The organism is Caldimonas caldifontis (assembly GCF_002930615.1).
Lineage (GTDB): Bacteria > Pseudomonadota > Gammaproteobacteria > Burkholderiales > Burkholderiaceae_C > Caldimonas > Caldimonas caldifontis.
The window spans coordinates 99,084-121,951 of the sequence record NZ_PSNX01000001.1 but is presented as its reverse complement, the minus strand read 5'-3'; the positions used below and the strand labels follow the sequence as shown (position 1 = coordinate 121,951).

General features: G+C 66.8%; 19 protein-coding genes. 9 read left to right on the top strand and 10 right to left on the bottom strand.

Annotation, left to right across the window (positions count from 1 at the left end; all coding sequences use genetic code 11):
• Window positions 1-116: 116 nt before the first annotated feature.
• From C1704_RS00580 to C1704_RS00545, 8 genes are all read left to right on the top strand, one after another.
• Window positions 117-812, top strand: a complete 696-nt coding sequence (locus tag C1704_RS00580; protein WP_104299944.1) for a GntR family transcriptional regulator — start codon at window positions 117-119, stop codon at window positions 810-812.
• Window positions 809-1,762, top strand: coding sequence for an allantoinase PuuE (gene puuE, locus C1704_RS00575; protein ID WP_104299942.1), 954 nt, complete (start codon window positions 809-811; stop codon window positions 1,760-1,762). Before C1704_RS00580 ends, puuE begins: the two co-directional genes overlap by 4 nt.
• Window positions 1,759-3,534, top strand: coding sequence for a 2-oxo-4-hydroxy-4-carboxy-5-ureidoimidazoline decarboxylase (gene uraD, locus C1704_RS00570; RefSeq protein ID WP_104299940.1), 1,776 nt, complete (start codon window positions 1,759-1,761; stop codon window positions 3,532-3,534). Before puuE ends, uraD begins: the two co-directional genes overlap by 4 nt.
• Window positions 3,531-4,754, top strand: coding sequence for a M20 family metallopeptidase (locus C1704_RS00565; RefSeq protein ID WP_104299938.1), 1,224 nt, complete (start codon window positions 3,531-3,533; stop codon window positions 4,752-4,754). Before uraD ends, C1704_RS00565 begins: the two co-directional genes overlap by 4 nt.
• A 122-nt stretch (window positions 4,755-4,876) precedes the next feature.
• Window positions 4,877-5,929, top strand: coding sequence for an ABC transporter substrate-binding protein (locus C1704_RS00560; RefSeq protein WP_104299936.1), 1,053 nt, complete (start codon window positions 4,877-4,879; stop codon window positions 5,927-5,929).
• A 91-nt stretch (window positions 5,930-6,020) separates the two neighbouring features.
• Window positions 6,021-6,815, top strand: coding sequence for an ABC transporter ATP-binding protein (locus C1704_RS00555; protein WP_104299934.1), 795 nt, complete (start codon window positions 6,021-6,023; stop codon window positions 6,813-6,815).
• Between the two features lie 10 nt (window positions 6,816-6,825).
• A complete protein-coding gene (locus C1704_RS00550; RefSeq protein WP_104299933.1) occupies window positions 6,826-7,596 on the top strand; it encodes an ABC transporter permease in 771 nt (256 codons plus the stop codon).
• Window positions 7,597-7,599: 3 nt separating this feature from the next.
• Window positions 7,600-8,439 (top strand): urease accessory protein UreD, encoded by an 840-nt coding sequence (locus tag C1704_RS00545; RefSeq protein ID WP_104299931.1) that lies wholly within the window; start codon window positions 7,600-7,602, stop codon window positions 8,437-8,439.
• A gap of 4 nt (window positions 8,440-8,443) precedes the next feature.
• Here C1704_RS00545 and C1704_RS00540 read toward each other — a convergent pair whose 3' ends face one another.
• The 4 genes from C1704_RS00540 to C1704_RS00525 all read right to left on the bottom strand — a co-directional run bounded on the left by C1704_RS00540 (window position 8,444) and on the right by C1704_RS00525 (window position 14,598).
• Entirely contained in the window at window positions 8,444-11,053 is a 2,610-nt protein-coding gene (locus C1704_RS00540) for a TRAP transporter permease (protein WP_104299929.1), read from the bottom strand.
• A 169-nt stretch (window positions 11,054-11,222) separates the two neighbouring features.
• Window positions 11,223-12,212 (bottom strand): TAXI family TRAP transporter solute-binding subunit, encoded by a 990-nt coding sequence (locus tag C1704_RS00535; protein WP_211286776.1) that lies wholly within the window; start codon window positions 12,210-12,212, stop codon window positions 11,223-11,225.
• A 176-nt stretch (window positions 12,213-12,388) separates the two neighbouring features.
• Window positions 12,389-13,735, bottom strand: coding sequence for an aspartate aminotransferase family protein (locus C1704_RS00530; protein ID WP_104299927.1), 1,347 nt, complete (start codon window positions 13,733-13,735; stop codon window positions 12,389-12,391).
• Complete coding sequence (locus C1704_RS00525) at window positions 13,732-14,598, bottom strand: MurR/RpiR family transcriptional regulator (protein WP_170064590.1); 867 nt, start codon at window positions 14,596-14,598, stop codon at window positions 13,732-13,734. The genes C1704_RS00530 and C1704_RS00525 overlap by 4 nt, the downstream gene beginning before the upstream one ends.
• 145 nt (window positions 14,599-14,743) lie before the next feature.
• Between C1704_RS00525 and C1704_RS00520 the strand changes: the two genes are divergently transcribed.
• Window positions 14,744-15,661 carry a glycosyltransferase family 2 protein gene (locus C1704_RS00520; RefSeq protein ID WP_146076010.1) on the top strand — a complete coding sequence of 306 codons (918 nt, stop codon included), beginning with the start codon at window positions 14,744-14,746 and terminating at the stop codon, window positions 15,659-15,661.
• Here C1704_RS00520 and urtE read toward each other — a convergent pair.
• From urtE to C1704_RS00490, 6 genes are all read right to left on the bottom strand, one after another.
• A complete protein-coding gene (urtE, locus tag C1704_RS00515) occupies window positions 15,658-16,365 on the bottom strand; it encodes an urea ABC transporter ATP-binding subunit UrtE (RefSeq protein WP_104299921.1) in 708 nt (235 codons plus the stop codon). The two genes, C1704_RS00520 and urtE, sit on opposite strands and share 4 nt — an antisense overlap.
• A 1-nt stretch (window position 16,366) precedes the next feature.
• Complete coding sequence (gene urtD / locus C1704_RS00510) at window positions 16,367-17,257, bottom strand: urea ABC transporter ATP-binding protein UrtD (RefSeq protein WP_104299918.1); 891 nt, start codon at window positions 17,255-17,257, stop codon at window positions 16,367-16,369.
• Window positions 17,254-18,393 carry an urea ABC transporter permease subunit UrtC gene (urtC, locus tag C1704_RS00505; RefSeq protein WP_104299916.1) on the bottom strand — a complete coding sequence of 380 codons (1,140 nt, stop codon included), beginning with the start codon at window positions 18,391-18,393 and terminating at the stop codon, window positions 17,254-17,256. The genes urtD and urtC overlap by 4 nt, the downstream gene beginning before the upstream one ends.
• Window positions 18,390-20,006, bottom strand: coding sequence for an urea ABC transporter permease subunit UrtB (gene urtB, locus C1704_RS00500; protein WP_245876338.1), 1,617 nt, complete (start codon window positions 20,004-20,006; stop codon window positions 18,390-18,392). The genes urtC and urtB overlap by 4 nt, the downstream gene beginning before the upstream one ends.
• A 24-nt stretch (window positions 20,007-20,030) precedes the next feature.
• Window positions 20,031-21,305 (bottom strand): urea ABC transporter substrate-binding protein, encoded by a 1,275-nt coding sequence (gene urtA, locus C1704_RS00495; RefSeq protein ID WP_104299914.1) that lies wholly within the window; start codon window positions 21,303-21,305, stop codon window positions 20,031-20,033.
• A 169-nt stretch (window positions 21,306-21,474) separates the two neighbouring features.
• On the bottom strand, window positions 21,475-22,761 hold the full coding sequence (locus tag C1704_RS00490; protein WP_104299912.1) for an RNA polymerase sigma factor: 1,287 nt from the start codon (window positions 22,759-22,761) through the stop codon (window positions 21,475-21,477).
• Window positions 22,762-22,868 lie beyond the last annotated feature (107 nt).

Sequence of the window (22,868 nt, the reverse complement as noted above, 5' to 3'; positions counted from 1 at the left end):
GCGTTGTTCCAAAAAGTGTATACAGTTTCGTGCACAGTGCAAACACCATGAGCCGCCTACCCACCCCCGCCGCCGCTCCCGTCCGGCGCTCACGCCCTGCCGGCGTGAAGGCGACCATGGCTGCGCAGGCCTCGGCCGGCCCCGGCAACACCACCGAACGCATCGTGGCGGCCATCACCACCGCCATCGTCGAGCGCCGGCTGATGCCTGGCACCAAGCTGGCCGAACAGAAGATTGCCGACATCTTCAAGGTCTCGCGCACCGTGGTGCGTCAGGCCCTGAACCAGCTCAGCCGGGACAAGCTCGTCACGCTGGAACCTGCTCGCGGTGCCTTTGTCGCGCAGCCGAGCGTGGAAGAAGCCCGCCAGGTCTTCGAGGTGCGACAGATGCTGGAGTCGGCCATGGTCAAACGCCTGGCCGCCAGCATCACGCCGGCCCAGGTGGCCGAGCTGCGCGAGCACCTGCGCGCCGAACAGGCGGCCGTGCAGCGCACCGACGTCCCCGGCCGCACCCACCTGCTGGCCGACTTTCACGTGGTGTTGGCCCGCATGCTCGACAACGAGGTGCTGGCCGAGATGCTGCGCGACCTGGTCTCGCGCAGCTCGCTGATCTCGCTGATGTACCAGTCCTCCCTGTCGGCCGAGCAGTCGCAGGCCGAGCACGTGGCCATCGTCGATGCCCTGGAACGCCGCGACGCCCGAGCCGCCACCCGGCTGCTGATGGACCACCTGCAAAGCGTGGAACGCAACCTTCGCCTGAACCCGCGCGTGGCCGACCTGGCCGACGTGCTGCGCCCGATCGACACCAAATGAACACGCCCCCCTACCCTCGTGACCTCGTCGGCTATGGCCGCAATCCGCCGCAGGCCCAATGGCCGGGGCAGGCCCGTGTGGCCGTTCAGTTCGTCCTCAACTATGAGGAAGGCGGCGAAAACTCGGTGCTGCATGGCGATGCCGGCAGCGAGCAGTTCCTCTCGGAGATGTTCAACCCGGCGGCTTACCCGGCGCGGCACCTCAGCATGGAAAGCATCTACGAATACGGCTCCCGCGTGGGCGTGTGGCGCTTCCTGAAGGAGTTCGAGCGTCGCGGTCTGCCGATGACCGTCTTCGGTGTGTCGATGGCGCTGGAGCGCCATCCCGAGCTGACCCAGGCCTTCGTCGAGCTGGGCCACGAGATCGCCTGCCACGGCTGGCGCTGGATCCACTACCAGAGCCTGGACGAGGCCACCGAGCGCGAGCACATGACGCGCGGCATGCAGATCATCGAACGCCTGACTGGCGAGCGCCCACTGGGCTGGTACACCGGGCGCGACAGCCCGAACACGCGCCGCCTGGTGGCGGACTTCGGCGGCTTCGAGTACGACAGCGACTACTACGGCGACGACCTGCCCTTCTGGCTGCAGGTGCGCAAGAGCGACGGCTCGCTCGCCCCCCACCTCGTCGTGCCCTACACGCTCGATGTCAACGACATGCGCTTCGCCCTGCCCCAGGGTTTTGCCCAGGGGGAGGACTTCTTCAGCTACCTGCGCGACAGCTTCGACGTGCTGTATGCCGAAGGCGCCGAGACGCCGCGCATGATGAGCATCGGCATGCACTGCCGCCTGCTCGGCCGCCCCGGCCGCTTCAGGGCCTTGCAGCGCTTCCTCGACCACCTCGAGAAGCACGACCGCGTCTGGGTGACGCGGCGCATCGACATCGCGCGCCACTGGAAACAGGTGCACCCCTTCGATGCGCGCACAGCCTTCATCTGGGAGCGCACATGAGCCTGAGCCTCGATCAGCTGAACCAGGCCAACCGTGCCGACTTCACGGCCCTGCTGGACGGCATCTACGAGCATTCGCCCTGGGTCGCCGAAGCGGCCTGGACGAAGCGCCCCTTCCGCAGTCTGGCCCACCTCAAGCGGGCCTTGACCGAAGCCGTGCGTGAGGCCGGCCTCGAGGCCCAGCTCGGCCTGATCCGCGCCCACCCCGAACTGGCGGGCAAGGCGGCGATGGCCGGCACGCTGACGGCGGAATCGACGAACGAGCAGTCCAGGGCCGGCCTCACCCACTGCACGCCCGAAGAGTTCGCCAAGCTGCAGCAGCTCAACGCCGACTACAAAACCCGTTTCAGCTGGCCTTTCATCCTGGCCGTGCGCGGCCCGCGCGGCCTGGGGCTGACCCGGCAGGAGATCATTGCGACCTTCGAGCGTCGCCTGCAGCACCCCCCCGATGTCGAACGCGCCGAGTGCCTGCGCCAGATCGACCGCATCGCCGAGATCCGGTTGAACGACAAGTTCGGGTTCGTGCCGACACTGGGCAATCAGGTGTGGGACTGGGCCGAGCAGCTGGCCCGTCATTCCGAGCCTGAGTATGCACAAAGGGGTGAGCTGACCGTCACCTACCTCACCGAGGCCCATCAAGCCTGCAGCCGAGAGCTGGTGGCCTGGATGCGCGAGTGCGGCTTCGACAAGGTGGAGGTCGATGCGGTGGGCAATGTCGTGGGCCGCTACCACGCGGCCGTGCCCGGCGCGCGGTCCTTGCTCACCGGCAGCCACTTCGACACCGTGCGCAACGGGGGCAAGTACGACGGCCGCCTGGGCATCTTCGTGCCCATGGCCTGCGTGCAGGCGCTGCATGCCCAGGGCCGACGCTTGCCTTACGGGATCGAGGTCGTCGGCTTCTCGGAAGAGGAGGGTCAACGCTACAAGGCCACCTTCCTCGGCTCGGGCGCGCTGATCGGCCAGTTCGATCCAGCCTGGCTCGACCAGCGCGATGCCGACGGGGTTCCCATGCGCGAGGCCATGGCCCGTGCCGGCCTCAGGCCCGAGAACATCCCGTCCGTGCGCCGCAAGGCCGATGATTACCTCGGTTTCGTCGAAGTGCACATCGAACAAGGCCCGGTGCTGCACGAACTGGACCTGCCGCTGGGCGTGGTCACCTCCATCAACGGCGGCGTGCGCTTCGTGGGCGAGGTGATCGGCCTGGCGAGCCACGCGGGCACCACCCCGATGAACCGCCGCCGCGACGCGGCCGTGGCCGTTGCCGAGCTGGCGCTTTACGTGGAGCGCCGCGCTGCCGCCGACGGCGATTCGGTGGGCACCATCGGGCAGCTCCAGGTGCCCAATGGCTCGATCAACGTGGTGCCGGGGCGATGCCGCTTCAGCCTGGACCTGCGTGCCCCCACGAATGAACAGCGCGACCGGCTGGTGGCCGACGTCCTAGCGGAGCTGGCCGCCCTGTGCGAACGCCGGGGCCTGGGCTACACGCTGGAGGAAACCATGCGCGCCTCGGCGGCGCCCAGCCACCCGCAGTGGCAGGCCCGCTGGGAAGCCGCCGTCGACCGCCTGGGACTGCCGATCTTCCGCATGCCCAGCGGGGCGGGCCACGACGCGATGAAGCTGCATGAGCTCCTGCCCCAGGCCATGCTCTTCCTGCGCGGCGGCAATGGCGGCATCAGCCACAACCCGCTGGAAACCATCACGAACGACGACGCCCAGCTGTGCGTCGAGGCCTTCATGCACCTGCTCGAAGACCTCGCCAAGGACCACGCATGACCGACCACGAACGACTCGACGCCTGGATCGAGGCTCACTTTGACGAGGAGGTGCGCTTCCTCCAGGAACTCGTGCGCGTGCCCACCGACACCCCGCCGGGGGACAACGCACCCCACGCGCTGCGCACGGCCGAACTGCTCCAGGGCTTCGGCTTCGAGGCAGAGCGTCACACTGTGCCCGAGGCCGAGGTACAGGCCGCCGGGATGGCTTCCATCATCAACCTCATCGTGCGCCGCCGCTACGGTGACGGGCCCACGGTGGCCCTCAACGCCCACGGGGATGTCGTCCCGCCCGGAGAAGGCTGGACCCACGACCCCTACGGCGGCGAGGTGGTCGACGGACGCCTCTACGGCCGCGCGGCCGCGGTGAGCAAGAGCGACTTCGCCACCTACACCTTTGCCGTGCGTGCGCTCGAATCGCTGGGCCGACCGCTCAAGGGCAGCGTGGAACTGCACTTCACCTATGACGAAGAATTCGGCGGCGAGCTGGGCCCTGGCTGGCTGCTCAGGCACGGCCTCACGAAGCCCGACCTCCTGATCGCTGCCGGCTTCAGCTACGAGGTGGTGACCGCCCACAATGGTTGCCTGCAGATGGAAGTGACGGTCCACGGCAAGATGGCCCATGCCGCCATCCCGCACACGGGCATCGATGCGCTGCAAGGGGCCGTGACCCTGCTCAACGCGCTGTATGCCTGCAACGAACGCTATCGCCGGGTGAGCTCTGAGGTGCCCGGCATCCGCCACCCCTACCTGAACGTGGGCCGCATCGAGGGCGGCACCAACACCAACGTGGTGCCCGGCAAGGTGGTCTTCAAGCTCGACCGTCGCATGATCCCCGAGGAGAACCCCGCCACGGTGGAAGCCGAGATCCGACAGGTCATCGAATCCGCGGCGACCACCGTGCCCGGCATCCAGGTGGAAATGAAGCGCCTGTTGCTGGCCCATCCGCTCAAGCCGCTGCCTGGGAATGTGCCCCTGGTGACCGCCCTGCAGCGCCATGGACAGGCCGTCTTCGGCGAAACCCCGCCGGTGATGGGCACGCCGCTCTACACCGACGTGAGGCTCTATTGCGAGCAGGGCATTCCAGCGGTCATCTACGGTGCCGGCCCACGCACCGTGCTCGAATCCAACGCCAAACGGGCCGATGAGCACCTCGTGCTCGACGACCTGCGCCGCGCGACCCGGGTGGTGGCCCGAAGTCTGCTGGACCTGTTGTCATGAGGCAACCCGAGGTCTGCATTGCGCAAGCGGGTGATGCCCCGATGCATCGGCAGGCCGCAATCCTTAAGCTGTGCATGAAAATTGCTACTACCGTGCAACCCTGACTGACGGAGATCCTGTCCATGACACACGCCCTGCCCTCCCGCGCCAAGCGCCGCTTTCTCGGCGTTGCCGCCGCGCTCACCCTGGCCCTGTCGGCTCCGCTGGCCCAGGCCCAGGACACCAACATCAAGTTCCAGCTCGACTGGCGCTTCGAGGGTCCCTCGGCCTTCTTCCTGCTGCCCGTGGCCAAGGGGCACTTCAAGGCCGAGAAGCTCAACGTGACGGTGGATGCCGGCAACGGTTCGGGCAACGCGGTCAATCGCGTGGCCTCGGGCACCTATGACATGGGCTTCGCCGACATTGCCGCCCTGATGGAGTTCCATGCCAACAACCCCACCGCGCCCAACAAGCCGGTGGCGGTGATGATGGTCTACAACAACACGCCAGCCGCCGTGTTCTCGCTGAAGAAGACGGGCATCAAGACCCCGGCCGACCTCACCGGGAAGAAGCTCGGCGCCCCCGTGTTCGATGCCGGTCGCCGCGCCTTCCCGATCTTCCAGAAGGCCAACCAGGTCGGTGAGGTGAACTGGATCAGCATGGACCCGCCCCTGCGCGAAACCATGCTGGCACGCGGCGATGTGGACGCCATCACCGGCTTCTACTTCACCTCGCTGCTCAACCTGGAGGCCCGGGGAGTGAAGGCCGAGGACATCGCGGTCATGCCCTACCCTCAGTACGGCGTGAAGCTCTACGGCAACGCCATCATCGCCTCCGAAGAGTTCCTGAAGAAGAACCCGGAAGCCGTGAAGGCCTTCCTGCGCGCTTTCACCAAGGCAGCCAAGGAAGTCCTGGCCAACCCCAAGACCGCCATCGACGTGGTCAAGGAGCGTGACGGCATCATCAACACCGCGCTGGAAGAGCGCCGATTGCGCCTGGCCATCGCTTCATCGATCGTGACCGACGACGCCCGCGCGGAAGGCTTCGGCGACGTGAGCAAGCCGCGCCTGGCGCTGATGGCCAGCCAGGTGGGGGATGCTTTCAACACCAAGACCCGGGTGGACCCGGACGCCATCTGGAACGGCAGCTTCCTGCCTGCCGCTGCCGAACGCGCGATCTTCCCGGCCAAGAAGTGATGCACGGGCCGGGGCGGCCGCAGCGAACCGCCCCGGCTTCCATTCCCTGTCCTCCTGAATTCCCTTCCCGCGTGCGGGCAGGGCCCCGCGCATGGAAGCTTTTGTCGATTTCAAGAACGTCTGGCTCGCCTACAACGACGAGCTGCTTGCCCAGAACCAGTTTGCCGTCGAGGACATCACGCTCAAGGTGCGCGAGGGTGAGTTCATCGCCATCGTCGGCCCCTCGGGCTGTGGCAAGTCCACGTTCATGAAGCTGGCCACAGGGCTCAAGCGCCCGTCCAAGGGCAGCATCCTCATCGGCGGCGAGCCTGTCACCGGCCCGCTCAAGATCACCGGCATGGCCTTCCAGGCCCCCTCGCTGCTGCCCTGGCGCACCACGGTGAGCAACGTGCTGCTGCCGCTGGAGATCGTCGAACCCTACCGCTCGAACTTCAAGGCCAAGCGTCGCGAATACGAAGACAAGGCGCGCCGCCTGCTCCAAAGCGTGGGGCTCGGCGGCTATGAAGACAAGTACCCCTGGCAGCTCTCTGGCGGCATGCAGCAGCGCGCCTCGATCTGCCGCGCGCTCATCCATGAGCCGCGCATGCTGCTGCTCGACGAGCCCTTCGGCGCGCTCGACGCCTTCACCCGCGAGGAGCTGTGGAACACCCTGCGCGACCTGTGGACCGAGCAGCGCTTCAACGTCATCCTCGTCACCCACGACCTGCGCGAGGCCGTCTATCTGGCCGACACCGTCTATGTGATGAGCAAGAGCCCGGGCCGCATCCTGGCCAGGCGCGAGATCGATCTCCCGCGCCCGCGTGACCTGGAGATCACCTACACGCCGGCCTTCTCCCACATCGTCCACGAACTGCGCGCCCACATCGGCGCCATCCGCCGCAGCTGAAGAGCGCCCCATGAACAAGAGCAAGCAACTCGAACGCCTCGCGCCCTGGCTGCTGCTGGTGGCCATCCTGGTGCTGTGGCAGGCCATCTGCACGGGCTTTGCCATCTCGGAGTTCATCTTCCCCAGCCCCTTGCGCATCTGGGAGCAGATGGTGGAATTCCGCAGCGTGATCCTGCAGCATTCCTGGCGCACCTTCTGGGTGACGCTGGCCGGCTTCGGCATTGCCATCGCCGTGGGAGTGCTGCTGGGTTTCATCGTGGGCAGCTCGCGCCTGGCCTACGCGGCGATGTACCCGCTCATGACGGCCTTCAACGCCCTGCCCAAGGCGGCCTTCGTGCCCATCCTGGTGGTGTGGTTCGGCATTGGGATTGGCCCGGCCATCCTGACCGCCTTCCTGATCTCCTTCTTCCCCATCACAGTGAACATCGCTACCGGCCTGGCCACGCTGGAACCCGAGCTGGAAGACGTGCTGCGCGTGCTGGGTGCCAGGCGCTGGGACGTGCTCATCAAGGTCGGCCTGCCCCGCTCGATGCCCTACTTCTTCGCTTCATTGAAGGTGGCCATCACACTGGCCTTTGTCGGCACCACGGTGTCGGAGATGCAGGCCTCGAACGAAGGCATCGGCTACCTGCTGGTGTCGGCCGGCTCGGCCATGCAGATGGGCCTGGCCTTCGCGGGCCTCGTGGCCGTGGGCATCATGGCGATGCTGATGTACGAGTTCTTCTCGTGGATCGAAAAGCGCACCACCGGATGGGCCCACCGCGGCTCGCAGAGTGTCTGAAGCATGGGCTGGCACGGCCATCTGACCCTGAACTACCGCCATGAGGCTCCCCGCACCGTCGTGCATGACCGGCACGACGGCCCGCTGCGGGTGCTGGCCAGCCTTCACCCGGAAGGCCCTGGCGTCTGTCATCACGTGCTCGTGCACCCGCCGGGCGGCATCGTCGGCGGCGACCGGCTGGACATCGCCGTCCATGTGGGGCCTCAGGCCCACGCACTGATCACCACGCCGGGTGCCACGCGCTTCTACCGCAGCGCAGGCGACACCGCCGAGCAGCACCTGGTGGCCCGGCTGTCGCCGCAGGCTCGCCTGGAGTGGCTGCCACTGGAAACCATTGCCTACAGCGGTACGCGTTCGGTCAACCATCTGCGCTTCGAACTCGCGCCCGGCGCCGAAATGATCGGCTGGGACCTGCTCGCCCTGGGCCTGCCGGCCTCGAACGAACCCTTCGTGCAGGGTAGCTTCGAGCAGCAGATCGAGCTGCCGGGGGTGTGGCTGGAGCGGGGTGTCCTCGATGCGCAAGACCCGCACACCGCCCGTCTGCTCGACAGCCCCCTGGGTTGGAACGGTCGTCGGGTACTGGCGACGATGTGGTGGGGCAGCGGCGAGGCGCTGGCGCCGGCGCAGCGCGAAGCGCTGCTCGATGCGGCACGGCAGTGCATTGAAGCCTCGCCGCTGCGCGACCAGGCCGGCGTCACCGCTGCGGACGAACGCCTGGTGGTGCTGCGCACCCTGGCCGAACGCACCGAGCCGGCCCAGGCCCTGCTGGCTGCCGTGTGGGCCGCCTGGCGGGAGGTGGGCTGGGGACTGCCCGCCTGCCCGCCGCGGGTCTGGAAGACCTGAGCGATCAGGCTGCGGCAGACGCCGCCTTCGGCGCCGGGGGAGGCTCCTGACGGGCGCGGCGACGTTGCAGCACGACCACCAGGCCCAGCAACGCCAGGGCCGGGAGGTACATCCACTCCTTGGCCGGTCGGTCGGCCGGCATCTCGATGCCGGTGATGCGCCAGCCCTGCTCCACGCCCAGCCGCGCGGCCTGGCTGCCGAACTGCACGGCGATGATCTGCAGTTCATCGCCCATGGGCACCACACGCAGGCCGGCCTTGGCCAGGCGTTCGCGCGCGGGTCCGGGCTCGCCCAGCGGCAGCAGCACCCCCTTGCGCACCTCGCGGCCCTCCAGCGTCTCGCCTTCGATCCAGATGCGCTTGTTCGCATTGCGAGGTGCAGTCTCGGCAAACGTCAGCAACTCCGCAGCCGGCGCCTCCTTGTAGGGCGGATAGACCATGTCCCACCAGAAGCCCGGGCGGAACAGCGTGAAGGTGACCAGCAGCAAGGCCAGGGTTTCGTACCAGCGGGTGCGCACCAGGAACCAGCCCTGGGTGGCGGCAGCAAACACCAGCATGGCCACCGTGGCACTGGCAAACGTCAGCACGAGGTGCCAGGTGGTGTCCACGCCGATCAGCAGCAACTGAGTGTTGAAGATGAACAGGAAGGGCAGGATGGCCGTGCGCATGCTGTAGTAGAAGGCCGTCACCCCCGTCTTGATCGGATCGGTGCGCGCCACTGCAGCCGCCGCGAAGGACGCCAGGCCCACCGGCGGCGTCACATCGGCCATGAGGCCGAAGTAGAAGACGAAAAGGTGCACGGCGATCAGCGGCACGATCAGGCCGCTCTGTGCGCCAAGCTCCACCACCACCGGCGCCATCAGCGTGGACACGACGATGTAGTTGGCCGTGGTGGGCAGGCCCATGCCCAGGATGAGGCTGATGAAGGCCACCAGCACCAGCATGACCATGAGGTTGCCGCCCGAGATCGCCTCGACCAGTTCGGTCATGACCAGGCCCACCCCCGTGAGGGACACCGTGCCCACGATGAGGCCTGCGGCCGCCGTGGCCACACCGATGCCGATCATGTTGCGTGCACCCGTGGCCAGCCCGTCGACGAGATCAGCCACCCCCTGCTTCGCGGCGCCCATCAGGTCGCCGCGCTGGCGGAAGGCGGCCTGGATGGGACGCTGCGTGAGCAGGATGAAGATCATGAACATCGTCGCCCAGAAGGCCGACAGCCCTGGCGACAGCTGCTCGACCATCAGGCACCAGATGAGCACCACCACCGGCAGCAGGTAGTGCAGCCCGGACTTGAGCGTGGGTCCGGTCTCGGGCAGCTCGAACACCGGGGCGTTCGGATCGTCCAGCTCCAGCTCGGGCTGACGGGTGCCGAACCACAGCAAGCCGATGTAGGCGGCCAGCACGCCCAGGCCGACGACCCAGATGGCCCCATCGCCAAAGGCGCCCTTCATCCAGCCGATGCCCCAGTACACGAGGCCCGACAGCACGATGAAGCCCGCGACCGTCATGCCGAAGGAGACGAGACGCTGCATTGCCGTGCCGCCACCGCGTCGCGGCAGGCCGACCATGCCCCCCTTCAGCGCTTCGAGGTGGACGATGTAGAACAGCGCGATGTAGGAGATCAGCGCCGGCAGAAAGGCATGCTTGATCACCTGGGTGTAGGGAATGCCGACATACTCGACCATCAGGAAGGCCGCCGCACCCATGACCGGCGGCATGATCTGGCCGTTGACCGAGCTGGAGACCTCCACTGCACCGGCCTGATCGGGCCGGTAGCCCACGCGTTTCATCAGCGGAATCGTGAAGGTGCCGGTGGTCACCACGTTGGCGATCGACGAGCCCGAGATGATGCCGGTGGCCGCCGAGGACACCACCGCCGCCTTGGCCGGGCCCCCGCGCATGTGGCCCAGCAGCGCAAAGGCCGACTTGATGAAGTAGTTGCCCGCTCCTGCCTTGTCCAGCAGGGAGCCGAAGAGCACGAAGAGGAAGATGAAACCGCTGGACACACCCAGCGCAATGCCGAAGACCCCTTCGGTGGTGAGCCAGTAGTGCGAGGCCGCGCGGTTCAGCGACGCACCGCGGTGGGCGATCATGTCGGGCATGTAGGGCCCGCCGAAGGTATACGCGAGGAAGACGACCGCCACAATGACCATGGGCAGCCCCAGCACCCGCCGCGTGGCCTCGAGCAGGAGGATGACACCGAGGGCTGCCGTGTAGACATCCATCGAGGTGGGCTGGCCCGGACGCTGGGCGAGTTCCCGGTAGAAGAGGAACAGGTAGGCTGCGCAGAAGGCCCCGACCAGCGCAAAGATCCAGTCCGTCACCGGAACATAGGCACGGGGAGAGCGCTTGAAGGCCGGGTAGGCCATGAAGGCCAGGAAGACCGCGAAGGCCAGGTGGATGGCCCGGGACTCGGTGTCGTTGAGCACGAACACACCCAAGGTGAACGGCAGCGGGGAGGCGATCCACAACTGGAACAGCGACCAGGCCACGGCCACCACGAGCAGCATCTTCTTCATCCAGGGGCCGGGGTTGCGGCCACCGGTGTCGGTGTCGCTCACGAGCTGCTGCACATCCACGCTCGTGGCCTGATCCTTCTTCTTTCCGAACATGAGGCTTCCACCTTCTGAGTCAGGGGCGGTATCTTCGCGCCCCCCGCCAGCGATCGGCGGCAAGGGGTGCATTCATAGAAAAAGGGCCCCGGGTCGCGGGGCCCTTGTTCGAGATGCTACATCGTCCCGGCGGGCGGACTCCACCGCCGGGCTCGATGTGCGTGGGCGATCACATCAGGCCCTTTTCCTTGTAGTACTTGACAGCACCGGGGTGCAGCGGGGCCGACAGGCCATCCTTGACCATGCGCTTCTGGTCCAGGTTGGCCAGTGCCGGGTGCAGCTTCTTGAACTCGTCGAAGTTCTCGAACACGGCCTTCACCAGCTCATACACCGTGGCTTCGGGCACCTTGGCCGAAGTCACGAAGGTGGCCAGCACACCGTAGGTGGGCGTGGGGTTGGGGTTGCCGGCATACAGGCCCCCCGGGATCTCCACCTTGGCGTAGAAGGGGTACTGGGCCACCAGCTTGTCCACCGCCGGACCGGTCAGCGGGACCAGCTTGGCGCCGCAGGTGGTGGTCGGGTCCTGGATGTTGGCCGAAGGATGCCCCACGCCGTAGAAGAAGCCGTCGATCTTGTTGTCGCACAGCGCCGGGCCATGCTCGTCGGGACGCAGCTCGGCGGCCAGCGAGAAATCACTGACCTTCCACCCCATGGCACCGAGCAGTTCGTCGATCGATGCACGCGTGCCCGAACCGGGGTTGCCCACGTTGAAGCGCTTGCCCTTCAGGTCTTCGAACTTGGTCGCGTTCAGCTCCTTGCGTGCCACCACGGTGAAGGGCTCAGGATGCAGCGAGAACACGGCGCGCAGGTCACCGTAGGCACCGTCCTTCTCGAACACCTTGGTGCCCTTGACTGCGTGGTACTGCCAGTCGGATTGCGTCACGCCGAAGTCCAGCTCGCCAGCGCGGATGGTGTTGATGTTCACCACGGACCCGCCGGTGGACTCCACCGAGCAGCGGATGCCATGCTTGGCGCGGTCCTTGTTCACCAGGCGGCAGATGGCACCGCCGGCCGCGTAATACACGCCGGTGACCCCGCCGGTCCCGATGGTCATGAACTTGGGTTGGGCAACGGCCGAGCCGAACGGCAGCGACAGCGACACCAGGGCGGCTGCCGCCAGCAGCTTGCGCAGGGGCTTGACTTGGGAAAGATGGTTCACTTCGACCTCCTGTGGAGTTGAGGGAATGCGAAAGGGCGGCAGCTTACCGCAACCTCTTGCACATGTGCGATATCGGATACCGCGTACGGGAAATCCCGGCACGCAGGCTTCGTGCCAGACGGTAGCACCAACACGGCGCAGTGCCACCCCCCGGAAACCCCCACGGCCCGTGCATGTCATGCATGCGTTGATGCCAGGGCCGCATCGATGGCCTGGGCCAGCCGGTCCACGATGGCGTCCAGGTCGGCCTCACTCACCGTGAACGGTGGGGCCAGCAGCACGTGATCCCCCTGCTGGCCGTCGATCGTGCCGCCCATGGGGTACACCATGAGACCGCGCGTCATGGCTTCGCGCTTGATCCGCGCATGCAGCCGGAGCGCCGGATCGAACGGTGTCTTGGTCGCCCGGTCACGCACCAGCTCGATGCCGCGGAACAGCCCGCGCCCGCGCAGGTCGCCCACATGCGGGTGCTCGCCCAGTCGCTGCTGCAATCGATTCGCCAGGCCTTCGCCCTGGCGGCGGCAGGCGGCAAGCAGGTCATCACGGCGGATCACCTGCTGCACGGCCAGCGCGGCCGCACAGGCCACGGCGTGCCCCAGATAGGTGTGGCCGTGCTGAAAGAGCCCGCTGCCCTTGGCGAAGGTATCGACGATGCGCTTTTGCGCCAGCACCGCCCCGATGGGCTGGTAGCCGCCACCCAGTCCCTTGGCAATGGTCATGAGGTCGGGCACCACCCCCTCCTGCTCGCAGGCGTGCAGGGTCCCAGTGCGCCCCATGCCGCACATCACTTCATCGAGGATGAGCAGGATGCCATGACGGTCACACAGATCGCGCACGCCCTTCAGGTAGCCCGGCACCGGCGTCAGCGCGCCCGCGGTGGCGCCGACCACCGTCTCGGCCACGAAGGCGATGACGTTCTCGCCGCCCAGGCGATCGATGGCCTGCGCCAGCTCCAGCACCAGACGCTGGCCATACTGTTCGGCCGTTTCATCAGGGCGTCGGTCGCGGTACTCGTAGCAGGGCGAGACATGGGTCACGTCCATCAGCAACGGCGCAAACTGAGCCCGCCGCCACTGATTGCCGCCCACGGCCAGGGCCCCCAGCGTGTTGCCGTGGTAGCTCTGGCGCCGGGCAATGAAATGACTGCGCTGCGGTTGCCCGATTTCGACGAAGTACTGGCGCGCCATCTTCAATGCCGCCTCGACTGCCTCCGAGCCGCCTGAGACGAAGTAGGCATGGCTCATGCCGGTCGGCGCATGGGCGATCAGGTCGTCGGCCAGAGCCTCGGCCACTTCAGTGGTGAAGAAGCTCGTGTGGGCATAGGCAATGCGGTCGATCTGCGCATGCATGGCCGCCAGCACGTCGGGGTGCCCGTGGCCCAGGCAGGACACCGCGGCACCACCCGAGGCATCGATGTACTGCCGCCCCTGGCTGTCGGTGATCGTCACGCCCCGGCCCGAGACGGCCACGGGCAGCGTGGTATGGAGATGGCGGTGGAAGACGTGAGTGGTCTGGGGTGTCATGTCGGGGCTTTCCGGAGGGGTTTTTCCCAATAGGTTCGCTGCACCTGAAGCTGGGCTTGCCGCTGGGCCAGTCGGTCGAGCACGTCCGCGCCGCCGCGGGTGACCATGCGCGACACCAATGCCTCGGCCAAGGCCTGCGCACCGGTCATCGACTGGAAAAAGGAGGGCGAGTCCGCTGTGAACAGCAGGGTCTGTCGGGCGAGTCTTGCCAGCGGCGACCAGGCATGGTCGGTCAATGCCAGCACCGGCACGCCCGCATCGTGGGCATGCTGCGCCAACTCGACGGTGCGTCGCGTGTAGGGCGCCTGACTCACCGCCACCAGGAGATCACCAGGGCGCAGATCCGCCACCTGATCTTCCATGGCACCGGCCCCGTCATGCGCCAGTCTGACCCTGTCGCGCAGCAGTTGGCTGGTGTAATGTAGATGATGAGCAATGCCATGGCTCGCCCGCAGCCCCAGGAAGAGCACCTGGTTGCCCGAGAGGATCCGGTCTGCTGCTTCATCCAGCGCCAGCGTCGTGTTGAGGTGGACCCAGGACTGCACATTGGCGCCCTGAGCCTCCTGGAGCCGCTCGACGGAGCTGCCGCCACGCTGCAGCGCCCGCGCGCGTGCAGAGAAGCTGCCGTCATGCACTGCGGCCTGCGCCAAGGCCTGCCTGAACGGCTGCCTCAAAGCCTCGAAGCCTTGAAAGCCCAGCGCCTGCGCGAGCCTGGCCATCGTGGTGGGAGCAACGCCAGCCTCGCGCGCGCTGGTCCGCATCGACTGCAGGCCCAAAGCGGCCGAATGCTGCTGCACCCAGCGTGCGGCGCGCTGAAGTTCGGGACTCAGATCGGGGAATCGCTGCTCCAGCGCAGCAAGCACATCCTGGGGCGTCATGGGGACGTGGGGCATGTCTTCCTGATTTGGTTCATTTGTACCACAAGTTGCGTTTCGGTTTAAATGAACCATCACCAAAAGGATTCCAGGATGGGCGCACTACACTGCCCACCGGCCCACCTCGAAACCCATGAATCCGAACCCCGTGCCCCCCGATCCGCGCGACACCGACCCCCTGTGGCCCCGCTTGCGCGAGCGCGCCCGACGCCGACTCTCGCGCACCTTCAAGCGGCTGATCCGCCCGTTCTGGATGCAGCGCCTGGACAGGCTCAATCGACAGGCCGATGCCCCCTTGCTGGACCCGGCAGGGCCCGTGGTATCGCTCACCAGCTACGGCGATCGGCTCCCGTGGGTGCACTACACCATCGAGTCGATCGGCGAAGGCGCACGCAAGCCGTCACGCATCGTGCTGTGGATCGATGACGGACTGCTTCGCAAAGGCTTGCCACCGAGCCTGCAACGGCTCGTCAGGCGGGGACTGGAAGTTCGCGGCACACGCGATGTCGGGCCTCACACCAAATACCTCCCCCAGGTGCTGTCCCACCCCGAGCCGGACCGTCCGCTCATCACTGCCGACGACGATGTGCTTTACCCGCGCTATTGGCTCGCTTCGCTCGTCGAGGCGCACGACGCAACGCCAGATCAGATCGTGTGCTTTCGCGCCCACCGGATCGACTTCGACGCATCAGGTGCGCTCAAGCCCTACGCCCAGTGGCCTGCCTGCAGAGGCACAAGCCCCCACCAACGAAATTTCCTCACGGGAGTTTCCGGCGTGCTTTATCCAGTGTCTATGCAGAACGTCCTCCGGGAGTGCGGCTACGCCTTCGAGGACTGCTGCCCACGCAACGATGACATCTGGCTCACGGCCACTGCCTGGCGACATGGCATTCCCATCCGCCAGATCGTCCCTTTCGGGCGAGCGTTCTATAACCTGCCAGGCACCCGCGAGCAAGGACTGGCGCGCCACAACGTACAAGGTGGCGCCAATGACGTCCAGCTGCGCGCGACCTTCAGCCCCGAAGAACTGGCGCGACTGCGCCAGGCCTAGATGGACAGGCGCCGGCGCACGCCGTCGGCCTCCATGCTGGTGCCTCGGCCCTGCATCACCACTTCGCCGCGCTCCATCACCAGGTAGTGGTCGGCCAGCTCGGCAGCGAAGTCGTAGTACTGCTCGACCAGCACGATGGCCATGGGCGGGTGGCCCTCCATGCCGGTGTCGGCCAGCTGGCGGATCACGCGGCCGATGTCCTTGATGATGGACGGCTGGATGCCTTCGGTGGGTTCGTCCAGGATCAGCAGCTTGGGACCCGCGGCCAGCGCACGCGCAATGGCGAGTTGCTGCTGCTGCCCCCCCGAGAGATCACCGCCGCGGCGGTGCAGCATCTGCCTGAGCACCGGAAACAGCTCGAAGAGCTGCGGCGGGATGGGCGTGCGCGCGCTCTTGTAGGCCAGGCCCATGCGCAGGTTCTCTTCCACCGTGAGGCGCCCGAAGATCTCGCGGCCCTGGGGGACGTAGCCCATGCCCTTGCGCACCCGCTCGTAGGGGGTGTCGCGCGTGATGGTCTGGCCATCCAGGGAAATCGTTCCCGCCTTGACCGGCACCACGCCCATCAGGCTTTTCAGGAGCGTGGTCTTGCCCACGCCGTTGCGGCCCAGGATGACGGTGACTTCGCCCGCACGGGCCTCGAAGCCGACGTTGCGCAGGATGTGCGAGCCGCCGTAGTACTGGTGGATGCCTTCGACCTTCAGCATGCTAGCGCCCCAGATAGACTTCAACGACCTGCTCGTTGGCCTGGACCTGCGCCAGCGACCCTTCGGCCAGCACATGGCCTTCGTGCAGCACCGTCACCTTCTTGGCCGGGTTGTCACGCGTGAGGTCGTGGATGAACTTCATGTCGTGCTCGACCACCACCAGTGAATGACTCCCTTCCAGCGACAGGAAAAGCTCAGCGGTGCGCTCGGTCTCCTCGTCGGTCATGCCGGCCACGGGCTCGTCGAGCAGCAGCAGCTTGGGATCCTGCATCAGCAGCATGCCGATTTCCAGCCATTGCTTCTGGCCGTGCGAGAGCAGCCCCGCCGTACGCTGGGCCTGGTCTCGCAGGTGGATGAGCGTCAGGATCTCGGCGATGCGGTCGATCTGCTCACCCGACAGGCGAAAGAGCATCGAGGCCCGCACGCCGCGGTCGGCGCGCAGGGCGAGTTCCAGGTTCTCGAAGACGCTCAGGTGCTCGTAGACCGTGGGCTTCTGGAACTTGCGGCCAATGCCGATGGTGGCGATCTCGCTTTCGCGCAGGCGCAGCAGGTCGATGGTGGAGCCGAAGAAGGCCCGGCCGGCATCCGGGCGCGTCTTGCCCGTGATGACGTCCATCATCGTGGTCTTGCCGGCACCGTTCGGGCCGATGATGCACCGCAGCTCACCCGCGGCAATGTTCAGCGAGAGCTGGTTGAGGGCGCGGAAGCCATCGAAGCTGACGGTGATGTCGTCCAGGTACAGGATGGTGCCGTGGGTCAGGTCCACCTCGCCTTCTCGCACCACGCGGCCATAGCTGGCATCGCGCCCACCCGAGCCCTCGATGGGGCTGCGCGAACGCCGCACGTGCTCTTCCCGGATGCGGGCGCCTGCTTCCATCAGGTCGGGGGTCATGCGCGGTCCTCCGGGTTCTTGCGACGCCCTCGCAGCAGGCCCACGATGCCCTGGGGCAGGAACAGCGTCACCGCGATGAACAGGGCCCCGAGGAAGTAGAGCCAGAACTCCGGGAAGGCCACGGTGAACCAGCTCTTGGCCCCGTTCACGAAGAAGGCACCGACGATGGGGCCGATCAGCGTGGCACGCCCACCCACGGCCGTCCAGATGGCGATCTCGATGCTGGCCGCCGGCGACATCTCACTCGGGTTGATGATGCCCACCTGGGGCACGTACAGGGCGCCGGCCACACCGCACATCATGGCCGACAGCGTCCAGATCGACAGCTTGTAGCCCAGCGGGTTGTAGCCGGTGAACATCACGCGCGACTCGGCGTCGCGCACGGCCTGCAGCACGCGGCCGTACTTGCTGTTCACGATCCAGCGTCCCAGCAGGAAGAAGCCGATCAGCGTGAAGCCCGTCAGCGAGAACAGCGTCACCCGCATCCCGGAGGTGGCGATGGGGATGTCCAGGATGCGCTTGAAGTCGGTGAAGCCGTTGTTCCCGCCAAAGCCGGTCTCGTTGCGGAAGAAGAGCAGCATGGCCGCAAACGTCATCGCCTGCGTGATGATCGAGAAGTACACCCCCTTGATGCGCGATCGGAAGGCGAAATACCCGAACACGAAGGCCAGCAGGCCCGGCACGGCCACGATGAGCACGAGGGTGGCCACGAAGGAGTCGCTCAGGGCCCAGTGCCAGGGCAGCTCCTTCCAGTCCAGGAAGACCATGAAGTCGGGCAGCTCCGACTTGTAGTGGCCATCGGTGCCGATCTGGCGCATGAGGTACATGCCCATCACATAGCCCCCCAGCGCAAAGAAGAGACCATGGCCCAGCGACAGGATGCCGGTGTAACCCCAGATCAGGTCCATCGCCAGCGCACAGATGGCATAGCACATGATCTTGCCGAGGAGGCTCACGTGGTAGTCGCTCAGGTGCCAGGCGCTGTCGGCCGGCACCGCGAGGTTGAGCAAGGGCCCCAGCACGCCCACGCTCAGGGCCGCTGCGAGCACGGCCGCCCACCCTTTGGGGCCCAGCAGCAAGCCCCGGCGCGGCACGAGATCGACACGCGCAGCGCCCGCGTTCAGTACGGCTGTCATGCCTCGGCGCTCCTTCCCTTCATCGCGAACAACCCTTGTGGACGCTTCTGGATGAAGGCCACGATGAGCAGCAGCACCATGATCTTGGCCAGTACCGCGCCCTGCCAGCCTTCCAGCAGCTTGTTGATGACGCCCAGGCCCATGGCGGCGTACACCGTGCCGGCCAGCTGACCCACCCCGCCTGTGACCACCACCAGGAAGGAGTCGACGATGTAGCTCTGGCCCAGGTCGGGCCCCACGTTCCCCACCTGAGACAGCGCGCAGCCCGCCAGGCCGGCGATGCCCGCGCCCAGCGCAAAGGCATAGGTGTCGATGCGCGCCGTGTTCACCCCCATGCAGGCGGCCATGGGCCGGTTCTGGGTCACCCCCCGCACGAACAAGCCCAGGCGCGTACGGGCAATCAGCAGCGCGACGCCGACCACCACCAGCGAGGCAAACACGATGATCGCCATGCGGTTGTAGGGCAGTGTGAGGTTGGGCATGAGCGCCACACCACCGCTCAGCCAGGTCGGGTTGTCCACCTGCACGTTCTGCGCGCCGAAGAGCGAGCGCACCGCCTGGATGAGGATGAGGCTGATGCCCCAGGTGGCCAGCAGGGTCTCCAGCGGGCGGCCGTAGAGCCAGCGGATGACACTGCGCTCGAGCACGGCACCCACCAGTGCCGAGGCGAGGAAAGCCACCGGCACGGCTGCCAGCACATACCAATCAAACCAGCCCGGCAGATGCGTGCGGAAGAGGTTCTGCACCACATAGGTGGCATAGGCCCCGATCATCATCATCTCGCCGTGGGCCATGTTGATCACGCCCATCAGGCCGTAGGTGATGGCCAGGCCGAGCGCCACCAGCAGCAGGATGCTGCCCAGGCTGATGCCGCTGAACAGCACGCCGGCGCGCTCGCCCCAGGCCAGACGGTTGTCCACGGCTGACAGCGACTTCTTCAGCGCTGCGCGCACCTGCGCGTCGGGCTCGGTGAAGCTGTCGCCGTCCTGCGCCAGCCGCTCGCGCAGCAGCGCGCGCACGGTGGGCTGGTTGCTGCGGCCCAGCAGCACCGCCGCCTCCAGCCGCAAGGCAGGGTCTTCAGCCGTGACCAACGCGGTGGCCCGCAGGGCCAGCAGGCGCTCGCGCAGGCTGTCGTCGGTCTCGCGCTCCAGCACCTTCTCGATCACCGGGAGCTGCTCCTCATCCAGCGTCTCGCGCTGCATCTGCGCGATGGCCTGGCTGCGCACGGCCGCATCGTCCGAAAAGAGCTTGAGCGCGGCCAGGGCCGCCTGCAGCGCCCGGCGGATGCGGTTGCTGTTGACCACCTCCTCGGCGTTGTCGGGCAGGGGGGCCGGCTCGCCGGTGAGGGCGTTGCGCACCTCGTTGCCACGCACGATGAAGACCTGGTCATCGCCGACGGTGCGCACCTCATCGGCCAGCAAGGCCTCGATGTAAGGACCCAGCGCAGGGTCGCCCGTGGCGGCCGCCTCGCTGAGCGCCTCGATGCGCTCGTCGTTGTCACCCAGGGCCAGGGCCCGGATCTGCTCGGGGCTCAGGGCCGCCGCCGGCCCCGCCAGCACCCAGGCCAGGACGGCCAGGGCGAGGCGGATCCCCCATCGTGTCGTGGAACTCACTCGTGCGTCCTCGAAAGCCCTGGCTTACTTCTTTTCGGGCTCGTCCTTCTTGCCCTTGTTCTCGGGGATGAAGGGGCTCCAGGGCTGGGCCTTGACGGGGCCCTTGGTCTTCCACACCACGTTGAACTGGCCGTCGGCCTTCACTTCGCCGATGAACACCGGCTTGTGCAGGTGGTGGTTCTTCTCGTCCATCTTGGACATGAAGCCGCCCGGTGCCGGGAAGGTCTGGCCGGCCATCGCGGCAATCACCTTGTCGGTGTCGGTGCTCTTGGCCTTCTCGACCGCCTGCTTCCACATGTGGATGCCGATGTAAGTGGCTTCCATCGGGTCGTTGGTCAGCGGACGGTCCTTGTGGCCCGGGATGTTCTTGGCCTTGGCGTAGTCCGACCAGGCCTTGATGAAGGCATCGTTGGTCGGGTTCTTGATGGACATGAAGTAGTTCCAGGCGGCCAGATGACCCACCAGCGGCTTGGTGTCCACGCCGCGCAGTTCTTCCTCGCCCACCGAGAAGGCCACCACCGGCACGTCGGTCGCCTTGAGGCCCTGGTTGCCCAGTTCCCGGTAGAAAGGTACGTTGGAGTCACCGTTGATGGTGGACACCACCGCCGTCTTCTTGCCGGCACTCGCGAACTTCTTGATGTTGGCGATGATGGTCTGGTAGTCGCTGTGGCCGAAGGGGGTGTACTCCTCCATGATGTCGCTGTCGGGGATGCCCTTGGACTTCAGGAAGGCACGCAGGATCTTGTTGGTGGTGCGCGGATAGACGTAGTCGGTGCCAAGCAGCACGAAGCGCTTGGCCGAACCGCCGTCCTTGCTCATCAGATATTCCACCGCGGGAATGGCCTGCTGGTTGGGCGCTGCGCCCGTGTAGAACACGTTCTTGCTGAGCTCCTCGCCTTCGTACTGCACGGGGTAGAAGAGCAGGCTGTTGAGCTCCTCGAAGACCGGCAGCACCGACTTGCGCGATACGCTGGTCCAGCAGCCGAAGACCACGGCCACCTTGTCCTGGGTGATGAGCTGACGGGCCCGCTCGGCGAAGAGCGGCCAGTTCGAGGCCGGGTCGACCACCACCGGCTCGAGCTTCTTGCCCAACACGCCGCCCTTGGCGTTGATCTGCTCGATCGTCATCAGGGCCACGTCCTTCAGGACGGTTTCCGAGATGGCCATGGTGCCCGACAGCGAATGCAGGATGCCGACCTTGATGGTGTCGGACTGGGCATGGGCAGGCAGGCCGATGGCGGCCACGCCCAGGGCGATGGCACCCAGGGCCTGGTTGAAATGGCGGCGGGAGGTGGACATGGCAGGCGCTCCTTTGCGATGGCAGGGCTGTGTGAAAGAGACAGCCGCAGCTTAGGCAGGGAGCGCTCCCGCGCAAATACGCCACATGGCGTAGGCTGCGTGAGGCGCGCATGGCTTGCGCCCGCAGCTGGACCGGTGGGCCGGACCAGCGCAAGAAGGAGTCTGCCTCTCAGCGTCGGTCGCGCGCCTGCGTGCTGCGGGCCCGTGCCAGCAACAAGTCTCGCTCGCGCTCGTTGCGGGCCAGCGCGGCTGCGTCTTCGAAGGCCTGCCGCGCTTCATCATTGCGGCCCAGGCGCGCCAGCAGATCCCCCCGCACGCTGGGCAGCCAGTGATAGGCCTGCAGGGTCTGGTCGGAGCGTTGCAGGCGGTCCACCAGCGCCAGGCCCGCCTGCGGCCCGTCCGCCATGCTCACCGCGACCGCCCGGTTGAGTTCGACCACGGGCGATGGCTGCACCTCGGCCAGGACCTCGTACAGGCCTGCAATACGCCGCCAGTCGGTATCCTCCGGACGCTGCGCCTGCGCATGACAGGCTGCAATGGCGGCCTGCAAGGCATAGGGTCCCCGCTCACCGCCCAGAGCCCGCACCCGCCCCAGCGACTCCAGGCCACGGCGGATGGACAAGGGATCCCAGAGGCGGCGATCCTGGTCGTTCAGCAGCACCGCACGGCCCTGGGCATCCACTCGCGCGGGCAGGCGGGAGGCCTGCAATTCCATCAGCGCCAGCAGGCCATGCACCTCGGGTTCGTCCGGCGCCAGACCCGCGAGCACGCGACCCAGACGCAACGCTTCCTGGCACAGGTCCTGCCGAACCCAATCGACGCCTTCGGTGGCGGCGTAGCCTTCATTGAAGATGAGGTAGATCACTTCCAGCACCGAGGCCAGGCGTTCGGCCAGGGCGTCACCGCGCGGCAACTCGAACGGCACCTTGGCTTCGGACAGGGTGCGCTTGGCTCGCACGATGCGCTGGGCCAGTGTGGATTCGCTCACGAGGAAGGCCCGTGCGATCTCAGGCGTGCTCAGACCCCCGAGCATCTTCAGCGTCAGGGCCACACGGGCCTCGGCAGACAGCACGGGGTGGCAGGCGGTGAAGATCAGGCGCAGCAGATCGTCCCCGATCTGGTCGGCGCGCACCTCGTCCAGGGCATCGACAAAGTCGGGCACGATCAGGGCCTCCTGGGCATCGAGCTCGTGCCCGATCTGCTCGTGCTTGGCCACCAGCATCTTGTGTCGGCGCAGATGGTCCAGCGCCCGGTTCTTGGCCGTGGTCATGAGCCAGGCGCCAGGCTTGTGGGGAACACCCGTGCCCGGCCAATGCTCGAGGGCCGCGACCAGCGCCTCCTGGGCCAGGTCTTCCGCAAGGCCGACATCGCGCACCATCCGTGCCACGCAGGCAATGATCCTGGCCGCTTCGCTGCGCCAGACTGCCTCAATCGCGCTTTGGATCGCGTGGTTCATCGCATGCCTTGGCGAGGGTCGTGCTCACCGGATTCGTGTGGCCCATGTCGGTTCTCCTGGACGGGGGCCACCTCGGGCCCGCGTCACCACGACGAACTTCAGTGGCC